The following is a 17,166-nucleotide window of genomic DNA, read 5'->3' on the forward strand; positions in this document are numbered from 1 at the left end:
CATGGCCGCCACCCCGCCGCCCCCCACGGCACCCCCGAAGCCCACCTGGGAGCCCAAGCAGCAGGAGCCCCCGTACCCCTGGCTGCGTCCGACCATCCGGATACGGCTCACGCTGCTGTACGGCGGGATGTTCCTGATCGCGGGCATCCTGCTGCTCTCGATCATCTACATGCTGGCCGCCCAGGCACTCGGGGTGGGCAGCAAGCTGCCCTTCGAGATCGTCCGCGGAGAGGTCGCCAGCAAGATCTGCGACCTGCCGACGACGCCCTCCCCGGAGGCCTTCAACGCGGCGATGAACGCCTGCGTCAACAACCAGCGCAAGGAGGCGCTGGAGACGCTGCTCAACCGCTCCCTGCTGGCCCTGGTGGGGCTCAGCATCATCGCGTTCGCCTTCGGCTACGCCATGGCGGGTCGCGTCCTGTCCCCGCTGGGCCGGATCACCCGGACCGCGCGCCGGGTGGCGGGCACGGACCTCACCCGGCGGATCGAGCTGGACGGCCCGGACGACGAGCTGAAGGAGCTGTCGGACACCTTCGACGACATGCTGGACCGGCTGGAGCGGGCGTTCACCGCGCAGCAGAGGTTCGTCGGCAACGCCTCGCACGAGCTGCGCACCCCGCTGGCGATCAACCGCACCCTGCTGGAGGTCCACCTCTCCGATCCGCAGGCCCCGCCGGAGCTCCAGCAGCTCGGGAAGACCCTGCTGGCCACCAACGAGCGCAGCGAGCAACTGGTCGAGGGGCTGCTGCTGCTGGCCCGCAGCGACAACCAGATCGTGGAGCGCAAACCGGTGGACCTCGCCGAGGTCGCCGACCGCGCCATCGACCAGGCGCGGGCGGAGGCGGTCGAGCGGAACGTGGAGATCCGCGGGGAGCGGACCGGGGCGGTGGTCCAGGGCAACGGCGTGCTGCTGGAGCGGATCGCGCTCAACCTCGTCCAGAACGCCGTGCGCTACAACGTGCCCGAGGACGGCTGGGTGGAGGTCACCACCTCCCTGCAGCCCGGCCAGGCCCTGCTGGTCGTCTCGAACACGGGACCGGTGGTGCCCGCGTACGAGATCGACAACCTCTTCGAGCCCTTCCGGCGGCTGCGTACGGAGCGCACGGGCAGCGACAAGGGGGTCGGACTCGGCCTGTCGATCGCGCGGTCCGTCGCGCGGGCCCACGGAGGCCGTATCATCGCGGAGCCCCGCGAGGGCGGCGGCCTTGTGATGCGTGTCACCCTTCCGGTCTGAGAGGCTGCGCGGTGTGACGCTCCACCGGATCTCCATGTTCGCTTTGGGCGGAATTTTCAGGACCCGTTCCCGGGCGAGCCGTGTGTGATCGATCACAGGGCCCGTTTTCGGCTCTTACACGCTCCGTGATCACATCCCGTTCGGAAAGCCGGTAATCGTCCGGGTTTTCGGAGGGCGTTATCACGGGAAGTACACGGGGTGGCGCCTGTGAACTGCAGAGACGGGACCGTGTACGGTCCCCATCGCCACCCAAGCCGAGCCTCGCCGAGGCGGCCGGTTGGGTGTCGATTGAGTAACAGACCTTGATGTGAGGCAAAATCTCCGCCTCAGGTCGGGCACAAGTCCGGCCTCTCACGCGTTACGTGCGCTGAGACACCCGCAGACACCCAAGAGGGGGAGAGCGACATGGCAACGGATTACGACACCCCACGCAAGACCGACGACGACGTCGACCAGGACAGTCTCGAGGAGCTGAAGGCCCGTCGGAGCGACAAGACGGCCTCCGCCGTCGACGTCGACGAGTTCGACGCCGCCGAAGGCCTCGAACTGCCCGGCGCGGACCTCTCCAACGAGGAGCTGGCCGTCCGGGTCCTGCCCAAGCAGGCCGACGAGTTCACCTGCATGAGCTGCTTCCTGGTGCACCACCGCAGCCAGCTGGCCCGCGAGAAGAACGGTCAGCCCATCTGCCGCGACTGCGACTGAGGCCGGGTCGGCCGTGGCAGGCGACACACCGTTCCGGAAGCGGCGCCCCTGGCGCCGGCACGGACCGGAGGAGAATCGGGGCGGCACAGGCGCGGCAGCGGGCGACAGCCCGGCTGCCGAGCGGTCGGCCGCCCTGCCGGACCCCTCCGGTGTCTCCGGCCCCGGTGGTTCCGGTGCTTCCGGTACGTCCGACGACGAGCGGGGCCGTCCGGCCTCGCTCGAGGTGGCGGGGGCGGCAGACCTGCCGGACACCGGCACAGAGAAGGACCAGGCGGAGCCCGTGACCGGGGCAGGCCGCCTGGACGGAGTGAAGCGGGGGATGCGCAGGAGCGGGGAGAGCGCCCGTGCGCTGGCCGGCCGGCTCGCCGACCTGATCATCGAGACGGCTCCCCGCGTCCCGGTGCGCGACCTCGCCACCCTGCGCAAGCAGTTCCCCGGGCTGGGGCCCGAGGAACTGGCCGACAAGCTGGTGGCCGGTGCGAGCCGGGCCAGCGCCACCGTCGGAGCCGGCGTCGGCGCGGCCGCCATGATGCCCGTACCACCGGCCATGCTCGCCGAGCTGGCGGCGGAGGTCACCGGCGTCGCCGCGATCGAGATGAAGCTCGTCGCCGAACTCCACGAGGTCTACGGCCACCGCCCGCCGGGCAATCTCGCCCAGCGCTCCACCGCGTATCTGACGTCGTGGACCGAGGAGCGCGGCATCGACGTCATGCGCCCCGCCACGCTCAACGCGGCCCTGGGCGGCCAGATGAAGCGCGAGCTGCGCCAGCAGATCACCAAGCGCATGGCGCGCAACCTGCCCAACCTGATCCCGTTCATGATCGGCGCCGCCGTCGGCGCCACGATGAACCGCCGCGACACCCGCAAGCTCGCCGACCGGGTCAGGAGCGACCTCCGCAAGAACCCGATCCCCTGGGACCGGCTCACCGAACTGCCCCCGCTGGAGCGGCCCGCCGTGCCCGTCGTGCTGCCCAAGGGGATCGAGGGCGCCTGACCTGGGCGCCGCCCCTACGCGTACGGGTGGTGGCGCCCGCTCACCCGCGAAGCGGTCAGGCCGCCGGGACGCCGCTCAGCGCCGCCGCCAGGCCCTCCGGGTCCCGGGTGGAGAGGAAGACGTACGGAGTCGGGTCGTCCGGATCCGTGACCTCCACCCGCACCGCCGTCCCCACATAGCTGCGCAGCAGCATGAAGGCCCGCGCGTCCGCCCTGTGCGTCCGCCAGGCGCGCGCCTCCTCGGCGTCCAGCGCCTCGGGCTCCCCGAGCGCGGAGAGCGGAATACGGGCGTCACCCGCCACCAGAGCCCCGCCGACCACCCGGATCCGGGCCGAGCCGTAACTGCTCACCGCCGCCGCGGCCGCCGCCGCCCCGCCGACCAGCCCGGCCAGCATCGGCAGGGTGCCCAGCGGCAGGAGCATCAGCGCACAGGCGACACCGACCCCGAAGGCGATGAACCACCAGGAACGGGGCGCGGTGAGACGTTCGTCGAAGGGCGGTGCGGAAGGCTGCATGGAACCAAGCTTGGCACGGCGCGCCCGGCGTGACGCCGCGCGGGTAAGGTCTGCGCCTGTGAGTGGAACATCAGCAGCTCTGACACCCCCGGCCGACGCCGTCGCACCGGTCCGGCACCCGGACGCCCCGCCGCCCGGGGAGCTTCTCGGCGCGCACTACGAGCACTGCTTCGGCTGCGGCGGCGGACAGCCGCACGGACTGCACCTCCAGGCGCGGGCCGGTGAGGGCGTGAGCGTCACCGCCGAGTTCACCGTCAAGCCCGCCCACCAGGGCGCCCCCGGCCTCGCCCACGGCGGCGTGCTCGCCACCGCGCTGGACGAGACCCTCGGCTCGCTGAACTGGCTGCTGCGCACGATCGCGGTGACCGGACGGCTGGAGACCGACTTCGTGCGCCCCGTCCCGGTGGACACCGTGCTGCACCTGGACGCCCGCATCACCGCCGTACACGGCCGGAAGATCTACTCCACGGCCACCGGCCGCATCGGCGGCCCCGAGGGGCCCGTCGCCGTCCGCGCCGACGCCCTCTTCATCGAGGTCAAGGTGGACCACTTCATCGAGAACGGGCGGCCCGCCGAGATCCAGGCCGCCATGGCCGACCCGGACCAGGTCAAGCGTGCCCGAGCCTTCGAGGTGAACCCCTGATGCGCAGCCCCGTCGACGTACTCATCCGCCTGCTCGACCCGGACGTGCCGATTCCGGCGTACGGACACCCGGGGGATGCCGGGGCCGACCTGGTCACCACCGAGGCCGCCGAACTCGCCCCCGGCGAGCGCGTGGTGCTCCCCACCGGGGTCTCGATCGCCCTGCCCGACGGGTACGCCGCCTTCGTCCACCCGCGCTCCGGCCTCGCCGCCCGCTGCGGAGTGGCCCTCGTGAATGCCCCGGGGACGGTTGATGCCGGGTACCGTGGGGAGATCAAGGTGATCGTGGTCAACCTCGATCCGCGCGAGAGCGTGCGGTTCGAGCGGTTCGACCGGATTGCCCAACTGGTTGTCCAGCAGGTCGAGAAGGTGCGCTTCCACGAGGTGGCGGAACTTCCCGGCTCGGCGCGGGCCGAAGGGGGCTTCGGGTCCACCGGCGGCCATGCGTCGGTGGACGTCGCCGAGGGCGGGATCACCCACGGTGGGAACAGCTACGCTTCGGTCGTATCCGACCGGGAAGGACAGTGACGTGTTCGGACGTCGCAAGAAGAGTGGTTCCGCCGAGGACGCGGCGGACGAGGTGCGCGAGACCGAGCAGGTCGCCGACGAGGGTACCGACGGAGCCGCGTCGGGCGCCCGGCGGATGAACCTGCCGCCGGCCCCCCGCCCGGACGGGCCCTGGGACAGCACCGAGGTCACCCAGCCCGGCGAGGGCCGGGTCGACCTGGGCGGCATCTTCGTCCCCGGTGTCGAGGGCATGGAGCTGCGCGTCGAGGTGGCCGGTGACGCCATCGTCGCCGCCACCGTCGTGCTGCGCGACAGCGCCATCCAACTGCAGGCCTTCGCCGCTCCCAAGCGCGAGGGCATCTGGGGCGAGGTCCGCGACGAGATCGCCTCCGGCATCACCCAGCAGGGCGGCATCATCGACGAGGTCGAGGGCCCGCTGGGCTGGGAGCTGCGCGCGCAGGTCCCCGTACAGCTCCCGGACGGCACCAACGGGGTGCAGCTGGTGCGCTTCGTCGGCGTCGACGGCCCCCGCTGGTTCCTGCGCGGGGTCATCTCCGGCCAGGGCGCCGTCCAGCCGGAGGCCGCCGGGCTGCTGGAGACGATCTTCCGGGACACCGTGGTCGTCCGCGGCGACGGCCCGATGGCCCCCCGCGACCCGATCGTCCTGAAGCTCCCCAACGACGCCCAGATGGTGCCCGAGGGAGTCCAGCAGGAGGAGCAGGAGGGCTCGAAGTTCTCCGGCGGCATGGGCCAGCTCCAGCGCGGCCCGGAGATCACCGAGGTCCGCTAGCGGTCCGTGACCGGTGCCACCGGTCCGTGACCACAGCAGAGGCCGGTGGGCCGCACCCGCGGAAGGGTGCGGCCCACCGGCCTCTGCCGTGCGCGCGCCCCTCACCTGCACGGTTCCCGCGTCAGAGTTGCGTCAATACGTCCCCGGCCCCCGCTCCCACCACCGGAGACGGGTCCCGGGCGGAGTAGCGTCGGGGGTGGCGCCCGCACCGGGCGCCACCGGCCGTCGCACCGAGGACGGCCGACGGAAGAAGACAATGGGGCCATGGGACGCGGCACACTCCGGATCTACCTGGGCGCGGCACCGGGCGTCGGCAAGACGTACGCGATGCTCTCCGAGGCCCACCGCAGGGTCGAGCGCGGCACCGACTGCGTGGTGGCCTTCGTCGACCACCACGGGCGGCCGCGCACCGAGGCGCTGCTGCACGGGCTGGAGCAGGTCCGCCGCTGCGAGATCACCCACCCCCCGGCCGGTCCCGCCGAGACCGAGATGGACGTCGACGCGGTCCTGGAGCGCGCCCCGGCCGTCGCCCTGGTCGACGAGCTGGCCCACACCAACCTCCCCGGCGCCCGCAACGCCAAGCGGTGGCAGGACGTCGAGGAGCTGCTCAAGGCCGGGATCGACGTCATATCCACGGTCAACATCCAGCACCTGGAGTCGCTCGGCGACGTCGTGGAGTCGATCACCGGCGTCCGCCAGGAGGAGACCGTCCCCGACGAGGTGGTGCGCCGGGCCGACCAGATCGAGCTGGTCGACATGTCGCCCCAGGCGCTGCGCCGCCGCCTCGCCCACGGCAACATCTGCCGTCCCGACGAGCTGGACGCGGCCCTCTCCCACTACTTCCGCCCCGGCAACCTCACGGCCCTGCGCGAGCTGGCCCTCCTGTGGACCGCCGACCGGGTCGACGAGTACCTGAGGCAGTACCGGGGCGAGCACGACATCCGCACCCCCTGGCAGGCCCGCGAACGCATCGTCGTCGGCCTCACGGGCGGGCCCGAGGGCCGCACCCTCATCCGCCGCGCCTCCCGGATGGCCGCCAAGGGCTCCGGCAGCGAGATCCTCGCCGTCTACATCGCCCGCAGCGACGGGCTGACCTCCGCGTCCCCCAAGGAGCTGGCGGTCCAGCGGACCCTGGTCGAGGACGTCGGCGGAACGTTCCACCACGTCATCGGCGACGACATCCCCGCCGCCCTCCTGGAGTTCGCCCGCGGGGTCGACGCCACCCAGATCGTGCTGGGCTCCAGCCGCCGCAAGACCTGGCAGTACGTCTACGGCCCCGGCGTCGGCGCCACCGTCGCCCGGGAGTCCGGACCCGACCTGGACGTCCACATCGTCACCCACGGCGAGGTCGCCAAGGGGCGCGGGCTCCCCATCGCCCGGGGCGCCCGGCTGGGGCGGGCCCGGATCGTCTCGGGGTGGCTCATCGGCGTCGTCGGCCCGGTCCTGCTCTCCCTGCTGCTGCGCAGCCTGGAGAACGGGCCCGGCCTCGCCAACGACGTCCTGCTCTTCCTCTTCCTGACGGTCGCCGCCGCCCTGCTCGGCGGGCTGCGCCCCGCCCTCGCCTCGGCGGCCGTCGGCGTCATGCTCCTGAACTACTGGTTCACCCCGCCCACCCACACCCTCACCGTCCAGGACCCGGAGAACTTCGTCGCCATCGTGATCTTCTTCGGGGTGGCGGTGGCCGTCTCCTCGGTGGTGGACCTGGCGGCCCGCCGTACCCACCAGGCCGCCCGGCTGCGCGCCGAGTCGGAGATCCTCTCCTTCCTGGCGGGCAGCGTGCTGCGCGGCGAGACCGCCCTGGACGCGCTGCTGGAGCGGGTGCGGGAGACCTTCGCCATGGAGTCGGTCGCCCTGCTGGAGCGGGAGAGCGACGTCGACCCGTGGACCTGCGCCGGGTTCGTGGGGCCCGCGCCGGTCGCTCGGCCCGAGGACGCGGACGTGGACATGCCGGTGGGCGACAACCTGGCGCTCGCCCTCTCGGGCCGGGTGCTGCCCGCCGAGGACCGCAGGGTGCTCGGCGCCTTCGCCGCCCAGGCCGCCGTCGTCCTGGACCGCCGGCGGCTGGTCTGGGAGGCCGAGCAGGCCCGCAGGCTGGCCGAGGGCAACCGGATCAGGACCGCGCTGCTCGCCGCCGTCAGCCACGACCTGCGCACCCCGCTCGCCGGGATCAAGGCCGCCGTCACCTCGCTCCGCTCCGACGACGTCGCCTGGTCGCCGGAGGACGAGGCCGAGCTGCTGGCGGGTATCGAGGACGGCGCCGACCGCCTCGACCACCTGGTCGGCAACCTGCTGGACATGTCCCGCCTCCAGACCGGCACGGTGACCCCGCTGATCCGCGAGATCGACCTCGACGAGGTGGTGCCGATGGCGCTCGGCGGGGTCCCCGAGGGCAGCGTCGAGCTGGACATCCCCGAGACGCTGCCGATGGTCGCGGTCGACCCCGGGCTGCTGGAGCGGGTCGTCGCCAACATCGTCGAGAACGCCGTGAAGTACGGCCCCGCCGGGGAACCCATCGCGGTGGCCGCCAGCGCGCTGGGCGAACGCGTGGAGCTGCGGGTGGTCGACCGGGGGCGCGGGGTGCCCGACGAGGCCAAGGAGCGCATCTTCGAGCCCTTCCAGCGGTACGGTGACGCCCCGCGCGGTGCCGGGGTGGGCCTCGGCCTCCCCGTCTCCCGGGGCTTCGCCGAGGCCATGGGCGGCACCCTGGACGCCGAGGACACCCCCGGCGGCGGGCTGACCATGGTCCTCACCCTCACCGCCGCGCCCGGCCGGGACCGCGACCGGGACCCGGCGACGCTCCCGGCCGAGGCCGCCTCATGACCGCGTTCTTCGCCACGGAGGCCGCCTCATGACGGCGGCCCTCCCTCACCCCCTTCTACCGTCCGCACCGCCCGTACCGCAGAAAGGCAGGTCCCCGATGACCCGGGTGCTCGTGGTCGACGACGAGCCGCAGATCGTCCGCGCCCTCGTGCTCAACCTCAAGGCCCGGCAGTACGAGGTCGACGCCGCGCCCGACGGGGCGACCGCCCTCCAGCTCGCCGCCGCCCTCCACCCCGACGTGGTCCTTCTGGACCTCGGGCTGCCCGACATGGACGGGGTCGAGGTGATCCGCAGCCTGCGCGGCTGGACCCGGGTGCCGATCCTCGTCCTCTCCGCCCGCCACACCTCCGACGAGAAGGTGGAGGCGCTCGACGCGGGCGCCGACGACTACGTCACCAAGCCGTTCGGCATGGACGAGCTGCTGGCCCGGCTGCGCGCCTCCGTACGCCGCTCGGAACCGGTCGGGCAGGACGTCACCGAGGACCTGGCGATCGTCGAGACGGCCGGCTTCACGGTCGACCTGGCGGCCAAGAAGGTGCACCGGGACGGCCGTGACGTACGGCTCACACCCACCGAGTGGCACCTGCTGGAGGTCCTCGTCCGCAACGCCGGCCGCCTGGTCGGCCAGAAACAGCTCCTCCAGGAGGTCTGGGGGCCCTCCTACGGTACGGAGACCAACTATCTGCGGGTCTACATGGCCCAGCTCCGCCGCAAGCTGGAGGCGGATCCCTCGCACCCCCGCCACTTCGTCACCGAACCGGGGATGGGCTACCGCTTCGAGCGCGGCTGACACCACGGCCGGTCGCATGCCGTCCGTCACGGGTGAGGCCGGCGCGTCACGGGTACGAGAACCCGGAGTGTCACCCTTCCGAGTGATCGCCCCGGCCCTCCTTGCCGGACCCCCGGGACCGGTACCCTTCGGGTATGAGTGCTGTTTCCCGACGAGAGAAGGCCGACAGGGCGGAGAGGCCGTCCGGCCGCTTCCGCCGCATGCTCGACCGGCTCTCCAGCTCCCAGGAGGACCTGGAGTCCCAGGAGCTGCGGGAGGACGCCCAGGCCACCGGATGCACCCGGATATCGGAATGCTCCGACCGGCAGATCGTGAAGGTGGCTGGTACGTTGCGGACCGTCACCCTGCGTCCCCGGGCCGGAGTGCCCGCCCTGGAGGCGGAGCTCTTCGACGGCACCGAGCCGCTGGACGTGGTCTGGCTGGGCCGGCGCTCCATCGTCGGCATAGAGCCCGGCCGCAGGATCATCGCCTCGGGCCGGGTCGCCATGAGCCACGGGCGCCGGGTGCTGTTCAACCCCACATACGAACTCCGACCGCTCGGCAAGGAGTAGCCGGTGACGTCTCTCGACAAGCCGACGTCCGAAACGGACGAGTCCCACCGCACCGAACAGCACGGCGCCACCGGAGAGCGGAGCGCCGGAGGCCGGCACGCCGCCCACCAGGACCCCGAGTCGAAGGCGGTCACCGAGGCCGCCCTCTTCGAGGCCTTCGGCGGGGTGCGCGGCATGGTGGAGACGGTCCTGCCCGGGCTGCTCTTCGTCACGATCTTCACCATCAACAAGGACCTGCACGTCTCGGCCATCGCGGCCCTGGCGGTCTCCCTGGCCCTCGTCGCCGTACGGCTGGTCCGCCGGGACACCGTGAAGCACGCCTTCAGCGGCGTCTTCGGGGTGGCCTTCGGTGTCGTCTTCGCGATGATGACGGGCAACGCCAAGGACTTCTACCTGCCGGGCATGCTCTACACCCTGGGGCTCTCCGTCGCCTACCTGGGCACGGCCGCCGCCGGTGTACCGCTGATCGGTCTGATCCTCGGCCCGGTCTTCAAGGAGAACCTCTCCTGGCGGACGCGCAACCCGGGCCGCAAGAAGGCGTACACCAAGGCCAGTTACGCCTGGGGCCTCATCCTGCTCGCCAAGTGCGCGATCCTCTTCCCGCTCTACTGGTGGGCCGACACCACCCAGTTCGGCTGGGTGCTGGTCGCGCTGAAGATCCCGCCGTTCCTGCTCGCGGTCTATCTGACCTGGGTCTTCCTGGCGAAGGCCCCGCCGCCCATCGACGTCTTCGCGGAGATGGAGGCCGAGGAGCAGGCCGAGAAGGAGCGCAAGGAGCAGGCGGCGGCCGCGCTGCGCAACCCGGAGGCGTAGACCCTGCGGAACATGAGGGAGGGCCCGGGACCGTCCGACGGTCCCGGGCCCTCCCTCATGTCCGAACCTCAGTCGTCGGACGGCGACGACGGGGCGCGGCGGACCGACAGCAGGTCCTCCAACTGCTCCTCGCGCGCCTGGGCCGCCACGAACAGCAGTTCGTCACCGGCCTCCAACGACTCCTCGGGGCTCGGCGTGAGCACCCGCGTACCCCGGATGATGGTGACCAGAGAGGTGTCCTGGGGCCACGCCACCTGCCCGACCCGGGTCCCGGCCAGCGCCGACTCCGGCGGCAGCGTCAGCTCCACCAGGTTGGCGTCGCCGTGGCTGAAGCGCAGCAGCCGGACCAGATCACCGACGCTCACCGCCTCCTCCACCAGGGCCGACATCAGCCGCGGCGTCGAGACCGCGACATCGATGCCCCAGGACTCGTTGAACAGCCACTCGTTCTTCGGGTGGTTGACCCGCGCGACCACCCGCGGCACCCCGTACTCGGTCTTGGCGAGCAGCGAGACGACCAGGTTCACCTTGTCGTCGCCCGTCGCCGCGATCACCACGTTGCACCGCTGCAGCGCCGCCTCGTCCAGCGAGGTGATCTCGCAGGCGTCCGCGAGCAGCCACTCGGCCGAGGGGACCCGCTCCACCGAGATGGCGGTCGGCGCCTTGTCGATGAGCAGCACCTCGTGCCCGTTCTCCAGCAGCTCGGCGGCGATGGAACGGCCCACCGCGCCCGCCCCCGCAATCGCCACACGCATCAGTGACCACCCTCCTCGGGACCCTCGGCGAAGGCCTCCTCGACCTTGGCGATCTCGTCCGTACGCATCATCACGTGGACCAGGTCGCCCTCCTGCAGGACCGTCTGCGAGGTCGGCAGGATCGCCTCGCCCAACCGGGTGAGGAAGGCGACGCGGACGCCGGTCTCCTCCTGGAGCGTGCTGATCCGGTGACCGATCCAGGACGGCGTCGTGTGCACCTCCGCGAGCTGCACACCCCCGCTCGGATCGCGCCACAGCGGCTCCGCCCCCGAGGGCAGCAGCCGCCGCAGCATCTGGTCCGACGTCCAGCGCACCGTGGCGACGGTGGGGATGCCGAGCCGCTGGTAGACCTCGGCCCGCTTCGGGTCGTAGATCCGGGCCGCGACGTTCTCGACGGAGAACATCTCCCGGGCCACCCGGGCCGCGATGATGTTGGAGTTGTCACCGCTGCTCACCGCGGCGAACGCCCCCGCGTCCTCGATGCCCGCCTCGCGGAGGGTGTCCTGATCGAAGCCCACCCCGGTCACCCGGCGGCCGCCGAATCCGGAGCCGAGACGGCGGAAGGCCGTCGGGTCCTGGTCGATCACCGCGACCGTGTGCCCCTGCTGTTCCAGGGTCTGCGCGAGAGCGGCTCCTACGCGCCCGCAGCCCATGATGACGATGTGCACTGTGCGCCTACCCCGCCGTCCTGGTCATCCGGCTGACCTGCGAAAACACGCTGCTCACACTTCTCTCTCAGCTTGCCGGGCAAACAACGGGGCAACGACTTCGGCGTTGCCCGGGAACGAGCTTATGCCGCTGCGGGCCCGGCGCTTCCTCCGAGTCTGCGTTGCCCCGGACACATGGGCAAAGGGGGAGTAAAGACGCAGGGTCCGCTCGCAAGGATTGCGTTAAGGATTACGGCCGGATTGTCTCCTACCGCAGGAGACAAGGGGGCCACGGCGAACAGGCGTCCTCGACCGGCGCGGCCTGCCCTTACGATCCTCAGCGTGTCCAAACTGACCGACCTGCCCAAAAGGATTCTGATCGGCCGGGCGCTGCGCAGCGACAAGCTGGGGGAGACGCTCCTGCCCAAGCGCATCGCGCTCCCGGTCTTCGCGTCCGACCCGCTGTCCTCGGTGGCCTACGCGCCCGGAGAAGTCCTCCTGGTGCTGTCCATCGCGGGCGTGTCGGCGTACCACTTCAGCCCCTGGATCGCGCTCGCCGTCGCCGTCCTCATGTTCACGGTGGTCGCCTCCAACCGGCAGAACGTCCGCGCCTACCCGAGCGGCGGCGGCGACTACGAGGTCACGGCGACCAACCTCGGCCCCAAGGCCGGACTGACCGTCGCGAGCGCCCTGCTCGTCGACTACGTCCTCACCGTCGCCGTGTCGATCTCCTCGGGCATCGAGAACCTCGGCTCCGCGATCCCGTTCGTCATCGAGCACAAGACCCCCATGGCCATCGGGGCCATCATCCTGCTCACCCTGATGAACCTGCGCGGGGTCAAGGAGTCCGGGAAGCTCTTCGCCGTCCCCACCTACCTGTTCGTGGTGGGCGTCTTCCTGATGATCCTGTGGGGCGCCTTCCGCGGGCTGATCCTCGGCGACACGATGCACGCCCCCACCGCCGACTTCGAGATCAAGCCCGAGCACCCGGGCCTGGCCGGTTTCGCCCTCGTCTTCCTTCTGCTGCGCGCCTTCTCCTCCGGCTGCGCCGCCCTCACCGGGGTCGAGGCGATCAGCAACGGCGTGCCGGCCTTCCGCAAGCCGAAGAGCAAGAACGCCGCGACCACCCTCGCCCTGATGGGCCTCCTCGCGGTCACCATGTTCTGCGGGATCATCGGCCTGGCCATGGCCACCAACGTCAAGATGGCCGAGAACCCGGCCGTCGACCTGATCCGCGACGGCGTACCGGTCGGCCCGGGCTACACCCAGGACCCGGTCATCGCCCAGGTCGCGGAGGCCGTCTTCGGCCACGGCTCGTTCCTCTTCATGATCCTCGCCGCGGCCACCGCGCTGGTCCTCTTCCTGGCCGCGAACACCGCGTACAACGGCTTCCCGCTGCTCGGTTCGATCCTCGCCCAGGACCGCTACCTGCCGCGCCAGCTGCACACCCGCGGCGACCGCCTCGCCTTCTCCAACGGCATCCTGCTGCTGGCCGGAGCCGCCATCGCGCTGGTCTGGATCTACGACGCCGACTCCACCCACCTGATCCAGCTCTACATCGTCGGGGTGTTCGTCGCCTTCACCTTCAGCCAGATCGGCATGGTGCGGCACTGGAACCGTCTGCTCGTCGACGAACGCGACCAGGCCAAGCGCCGCCACATGATCCGCTCCCGGGCCATCAACGCCTTCGGGGCCTTCTTCACCGGTCTGGTCCTGGTCGTGGTCCTGGCCACCAAGTTCACGCACGGTGCCTGGGTCGCCCTGCTCGGCATGGTGATCTTCTACGGCACCATGACCGCGATCCGGAAGCACTACGACCGGGTCGCCGAGGAGATCGCCGCGGACGATGCCGCGCCCGACGATGCCGTCCGCCCCTCCCGCGTCCACGCGATCGTGCTGGTCTCCAAGCTCCACCGCCCGACCCTGCGGGCCCTCGCCTACGCCAAGCTGATCCGCGCCGACCACCTGGAGGCGCTCTCCATCAGCGTCGACCCGGACGAGACGAAGGCGCTGCGCCAGGAGTGGGAACGGCGCAGCATCGACGTACCGCTCAAGATCCTCGACTCGCCCTACCGCGAGGTGACGCGCCCGGTCATCGAGTACGTGAAGGGCCTGCGCCGCCAGAGCCCGCGCGACGTGATCAGCGTGTACATCCCGGAGTACGTGGTCGGCCACTGGTACGAGCACCTGCTCCACAACCAGAGCGCGCTACGCCTCAAGGGCCGCCTGCTCTTCACCCCCGGCGTGATGGTGACCTCGGTCCCGTACCAGCTCCAGTCCTCGGAGGCCGCGAAGCACCGGGCGCGGAGGCGGGCGGAGTGGAGCGCGCCGGGTTCGGTACGGCGGGGGCCGGTGGAGCGGAGGCAGAAGGAGCCGGGCCGGAGGGGGTGAGGGAGGCGGTCGCTCCGGGCCCCGGCAGGGACGCCACGGCAGGGTCGCTACGGGAGGGACGCTACGGAAGGCATGCCGGGGGAGGGACGCTACGGGAGGGACGTCCTGGAAGGCATGCCACGGCAGGGTCGCCCCGGGAACGTCTGATGGTCGGCACCCCGACGGCAACGACGGAGATCGGAAGGCCCCGGCAGGATCGCTACGGGAGGGACGCCCCGGAAGGCATGCCACGGCAGGCTCGCCTCGGGAACGTCTCGTGGTCGGCACCCCGACAGCACGCACGTAGACTGGTGGGCTGTTGTCCGGCCGCACGCTCGCCCCGCCCTCCCTTCCTCCCTGGAGCCTCCCCTCATGCAGAACGAACCCACGTCGTCGCTGGTCGGGGAGGAGTACGAGGTCGAGGTCGGCCCCGTCGCGCACGGTGGCCACTGCATCGCCCGTACGGCCGAGAACCAGGTCCTCTTCGTCCGCCACACGCTCCCCGGCGAGAAGGTCGTCGCCAAGGTGACCGACGGCGACACGGACTCGCGCTTCCTGCGGGCCGACGCCGTACGGATCCTGGAGCCGTCCAAGGACCGGGTCGAGGCCCCGTGCCCGTACGCCGGTCCCGGCATGTGCGGCGGCTGCGACTGGCAGCACGCCAAACCCGGCGCCCAGCGCCGCCTCAAGGGCGAGGTGATCGCCGAGCAGCTCCGCCGCCTGGCGGGACTGACGCCCGAGGAGGCCGGCTGGGACGGCACGGTCATGCCCGCCGACGGCGACAAGCTCCCGCCGGGCGAGGTCCCGGCCTGGCGCACCCGGGTCCAGTACGCCGTCGACGCGGACGGCCGGGCAGGCCTGCGCAAGCACCGCTCGCACGAGGTCCAGCCGGTCGACCACTGCCTGATCGCCGCCCCCGGGGTCTCCGAACTCGGCGTGGAGAAGCGGGAATGGCCGCAGATGGCCGCGGTCGAGGCGATCACGGCCACCGGCTCGAACGACCGTCAGGTCATCCTCACCCCCCGGCCCGGCGGCCGGCTCCCCCTGGTCGAACTGGACAAGCCGGTCTCCGTGCTCCGAGTCGAGGAGAAGGACGGCGGCGTCCACCGTGTCCACGGCCGGGCCTTCGTCCGCGAACGAGCCGACGACCGTACGTACCGGGTCGGCTCCGGCGGCTTCTGGCAGGTCCACCCGCAGGCGGCCAACACCCTGGTCCGCGCGGTCATGCAGGGCCTGCTGCCCCGCAAGAACGACACGGCCCTCGACCTCTACTGCGGCGTCGGCCTCTTCGCCGGCGCCATCGGCCAGCGCATCGGTGAGAAGGGCGCGGTGCTCGGCATCGAGTCCGGCAAGCGCGCGGTCGAGGACGCCCGCCACAACCTGAAGGACTTGGACCGCGTCCGCATCGAACACGGCAAGGTCGACCAGGTCCTGCCGCGCACGGGCATCACCGAGTGCGACCTGATCGTCCTGGACCCGCCCCGCGCGGGCGCGGGCAAGCAGGTGGTCAAGCATCTGTCCGGCCTGGGCGCCCGCAAGATCGCCTACGTGGCCTGCGATCCGGCGGCCCTGGCCCGGGACCTGGCGTACTTCGCGGACGGGGGGTACCGGGTGCGGACGCTGCGGGCTTTCGACCTCTTTCCGATGACGCATCATGTGGAGTGCGTGGCGATTCTGGAGCCTGTCGCAAAGAGCGTCTGACCTGCGAGTTTGGGTAATGTGCGCTATGTGCATTGTGGGCGTTACGGGCGATATTTTGACGATGAAATGACGCCCTCCGAGGTATCTTGACGCTCATTTGACGCTCGTTCTGATGGGTCAACAGGTGCATTGCGCCGCTGGTCAGGCGGCCTCCTGGCTGTACGGGTGTGGCAAGGTGCCGGGAATTTCATGGTGCTGAGCGGTCCCACTCAGTCTTGCTCAGAGTTCTGGCAGGTTCTTCGAGTGCTGGTGGTACACGCCTCGCATGGTCGCTTGCCATCGGAAACGGCCACGATTCGGCCAAACGGCACGCGGCTGGTCCGCGTATGGCCCGGATCTTGGTCGGCACGGAGGGGACCTCTGACCGATGGCCCGCGGCGGCGGTGAGTTGGCACACAAGCGAGGGGCGGGCCGGCAGGTCGCCACGGAGCAGGCCTCGATCCAACGCGCACGAGAGCGTCGCCAGGGCTTGGACCGCGGAGCGGGCAACCAACCGGCTGCTGCGAAGCACCCGAAGGCTCTCGAGTGGACGTCATGGTCCAGCGAAGGACGAGTACACCCTCAGTACGCCGAGGACCTGGCACACACAGCAGCGGCGGCCGGAGGTAGCGATGTCCCTGCACGGGCTCGCCCGACTGAGATTCTTCAATGGAGATGTTCACGACGCCGAGCGTTTGAACTGCGTTGCTGCACTTGCGGGGTCAGTATCAGCCCGGGCGCTCGCCGACGGGCAGGTGCCGCAGTGGGTCGTCCAAGGCAGCGTGCTGAGCAAGGATCTCCCACCGGTCGCCTTCGGTGGCCGCCCTCTGACGGTGCTCGTTGCCGTGGGCCAGCGACACCCAGGCCGCGTCCCCAAGACCCCATGGCCGGTATAGCCCGGTGCGGTCAGTGGCCCACTGCTCCTTCGTCGGCCGCTGCGCGCTCGTTCGCGCGATCAGCGGCAGGAGGGAGCTGGGTGGGTGCCGGCGGGCTCGCTGCCACGTACTCACGGTCCGCGACGGGGAGCGGAAGAGCGAACGGGCCATGCCCATCACTCCCTCCCGCAGGCCGTACCGAACAGGTTATGAATTTCGGACTGCTTGAGCGCACTTTGGCTTTCAACATGTGGAGCAGCGCCGACTGCCGCAACGCCAGTCCCACCAGTAGAGGCCCTTCCCCAGCACGAAAATCGGCGCTCACCAGCGCACCCCCGGTACGGAACACCCCCGCGTCAGCGCGGAGGACACCGACCCGATCGCGGCCTTCGCCTGCGCCACCGGAACACCCCCGCGTCGGCGGGGAGGACCCGGGGATGATCATCCAGATACCCGAGTTCAACGGAACACCCCGGCGTCGG

At 71.1% G+C, this 17,166-nt stretch carries 15 protein-coding genes; 12 read left to right on the forward strand and 3 right to left on the reverse strand.

Annotated elements, in window-relative coordinates; genetic code table 11:
• Position 1 precedes the first annotated feature (1 nt).
• From ACQ9ZG_RS26435 to ACQ9ZG_RS26445, 3 genes are all read left to right on the forward strand, one after another.
• Complete coding sequence (locus ACQ9ZG_RS26435) at positions 2 to 1,234, forward strand: sensor histidine kinase (RefSeq protein WP_018488275.1); 1,233 nt, start codon at positions 2 to 4, stop codon at positions 1,232 to 1,234.
• A gap of 405 nt (positions 1,235 to 1,639) precedes the next feature.
• On the forward strand, positions 1,640 to 1,936 hold the full coding sequence (locus tag ACQ9ZG_RS26440) for a DUF4193 domain-containing protein (RefSeq protein WP_003965732.1): 297 nt from the start codon (positions 1,640 to 1,642) through the stop codon (positions 1,934 to 1,936).
• A 13-nt stretch (positions 1,937 to 1,949) separates the two neighbouring features.
• Positions 1,950 to 2,930 (forward strand): hypothetical protein, encoded by a 981-nt coding sequence (locus ACQ9ZG_RS26445; protein ID WP_109915954.1) that lies wholly within the window; start codon positions 1,950 to 1,952, stop codon positions 2,928 to 2,930.
• 55 nt (positions 2,931 to 2,985) lie between these two features.
• Here ACQ9ZG_RS26445 and ACQ9ZG_RS26450 read toward each other — a convergent pair whose 3' ends face one another.
• Positions 2,986 to 3,444, reverse strand: a complete 459-nt coding sequence (locus ACQ9ZG_RS26450; RefSeq protein ID WP_028419105.1) for a DUF3093 domain-containing protein — start codon at positions 3,442 to 3,444, stop codon at positions 2,986 to 2,988.
• A gap of 58 nt (positions 3,445 to 3,502) precedes the next feature.
• Between ACQ9ZG_RS26450 and ACQ9ZG_RS26455 the strand changes: the two genes are divergently transcribed.
• The 7 genes from ACQ9ZG_RS26455 (at position 3,503) to ACQ9ZG_RS26485 (ending at position 10,357) form a co-directional block, all read left to right on the forward strand.
• Complete coding sequence (locus tag ACQ9ZG_RS26455) at positions 3,503 to 4,087, forward strand: PaaI family thioesterase (RefSeq protein WP_019761758.1); 585 nt, start codon at positions 3,503 to 3,505, stop codon at positions 4,085 to 4,087.
• On the forward strand, positions 4,087 to 4,614 hold the full coding sequence (gene dut / locus ACQ9ZG_RS26460) for a dUTP diphosphatase (protein WP_018488271.1): 528 nt from the start codon (positions 4,087 to 4,089) through the stop codon (positions 4,612 to 4,614). Before ACQ9ZG_RS26455 ends, dut begins: the two co-directional genes overlap by 1 nt.
• 1 nt (position 4,615) lies before the next feature.
• Positions 4,616 to 5,383, forward strand: a complete 768-nt coding sequence (locus tag ACQ9ZG_RS26465) for a DUF3710 domain-containing protein (RefSeq protein WP_028419107.1) — start codon at positions 4,616 to 4,618, stop codon at positions 5,381 to 5,383.
• Positions 5,384 to 5,647: 264 nt separating this feature from the next.
• The gene (locus ACQ9ZG_RS26470; RefSeq protein WP_109915956.1) at positions 5,648 to 8,203 is read left to right on the forward strand and encodes a DUF4118 domain-containing protein; all 2,556 of its coding nucleotides are present in this window, start codon (positions 5,648 to 5,650) and stop codon (positions 8,201 to 8,203) included.
• 97 nt (positions 8,204 to 8,300) lie between these two features.
• Positions 8,301 to 8,993: a response regulator gene (locus tag ACQ9ZG_RS26475; protein WP_018488268.1), complete on the forward strand. Its 693-nt coding sequence runs from the start codon at positions 8,301 to 8,303 to the stop codon at positions 8,991 to 8,993.
• Positions 8,994 to 9,193: 200 nt separating this feature from the next.
• Entirely contained in the window at positions 9,194 to 9,544 is a 351-nt protein-coding gene (locus ACQ9ZG_RS26480; protein WP_010059599.1) for an OB-fold nucleic acid binding domain-containing protein, read from the forward strand.
• A 3-nt stretch (positions 9,545 to 9,547) separates the two neighbouring features.
• Entirely contained in the window at positions 9,548 to 10,357 is an 810-nt protein-coding gene (locus tag ACQ9ZG_RS26485; RefSeq protein ID WP_018488267.1) for a DUF3159 domain-containing protein, read from the forward strand.
• Between the two features lie 68 nt (positions 10,358 to 10,425).
• Here the strand turns inward: ACQ9ZG_RS26485 and ACQ9ZG_RS26490 are convergent, their stop codons facing one another.
• A complete protein-coding gene (locus ACQ9ZG_RS26490) occupies positions 10,426 to 11,112 on the reverse strand; it encodes a potassium channel family protein (RefSeq protein ID WP_018488266.1) in 687 nt (228 codons plus the stop codon).
• Positions 11,112 to 11,780: a potassium channel family protein gene (locus ACQ9ZG_RS26495; protein WP_018488265.1), complete on the reverse strand. Its 669-nt coding sequence runs from the start codon at positions 11,778 to 11,780 to the stop codon at positions 11,112 to 11,114. The genes ACQ9ZG_RS26490 and ACQ9ZG_RS26495 overlap by 1 nt, the downstream gene beginning before the upstream one ends.
• Positions 11,781 to 12,101: 321 nt before the next feature.
• On the opposite strand from ACQ9ZG_RS26495, the gene ACQ9ZG_RS26500 reads away from it, so the two are divergent.
• Positions 12,102 to 14,150: an APC family permease gene (locus ACQ9ZG_RS26500; protein WP_028419109.1), complete on the forward strand. Its 2,049-nt coding sequence runs from the start codon at positions 12,102 to 12,104 to the stop codon at positions 14,148 to 14,150.
• A gap of 351 nt (positions 14,151 to 14,501) precedes the next feature.
• Positions 14,502 to 15,830, forward strand: coding sequence for a class I SAM-dependent RNA methyltransferase (locus ACQ9ZG_RS26505; RefSeq protein ID WP_109915958.1), 1,329 nt, complete (start codon positions 14,502 to 14,504; stop codon positions 15,828 to 15,830).
• Positions 15,831 to 17,166 lie beyond the last annotated feature (1,336 nt).

The sequence above is a fragment of the Streptomyces araujoniae genome, from assembly GCF_050871195.1.
GTDB classification, from domain to species: domain Bacteria; phylum Actinomycetota; class Actinomycetes; order Streptomycetales; family Streptomycetaceae; genus Streptomyces; species Streptomyces bacillaris.

What these genes read in the sequence shown, in the direction of transcription:
- ACQ9ZG_RS26450 (WP_028419105.1), bottom strand. Translation starts at nt 3,444, where the DNA reads ATGCAGCCTTCCGCACCGCCCTTCGACGAACGTCTCACCGCGCCCCGT.
- dut (WP_018488271.1), top strand. Translation starts at nt 4,087, where the DNA reads ATGCGCAGCCCCGTCGACGTACTCATCCGCCTGCTCGACCCGGACGTG.
- ACQ9ZG_RS26490 (WP_018488266.1), bottom strand. Translation starts at nt 11,112, where the DNA reads ATGCGTGTGGCGATTGCGGGGGCGGGCGCGGTGGGCCGTTCCATCGCC.
- ACQ9ZG_RS26475 (WP_018488268.1), top strand. Translation starts at nt 8,301, where the DNA reads ATGACCCGGGTGCTCGTGGTCGACGACGAGCCGCAGATCGTCCGCGCC.
- ACQ9ZG_RS26470 (WP_109915956.1), top strand. Translation starts at nt 5,648, where the DNA reads ATGGGACGCGGCACACTCCGGATCTACCTGGGCGCGGCACCGGGCGTC.
- ACQ9ZG_RS26435 (WP_018488275.1), top strand. Translation starts at nt 2, where the DNA reads ATGGCCGCCACCCCGCCGCCCCCCACGGCACCCCCGAAGCCCACCTGG.
- ACQ9ZG_RS26440 (WP_003965732.1), top strand. Translation starts at nt 1,640, where the DNA reads ATGGCAACGGATTACGACACCCCACGCAAGACCGACGACGACGTCGAC.
- ACQ9ZG_RS26505 (WP_109915958.1), top strand. Translation starts at nt 14,502, where the DNA reads ATGCAGAACGAACCCACGTCGTCGCTGGTCGGGGAGGAGTACGAGGTC.
- ACQ9ZG_RS26480 (WP_010059599.1), top strand. Translation starts at nt 9,194, where the DNA reads ATGCTCGACCGGCTCTCCAGCTCCCAGGAGGACCTGGAGTCCCAGGAG.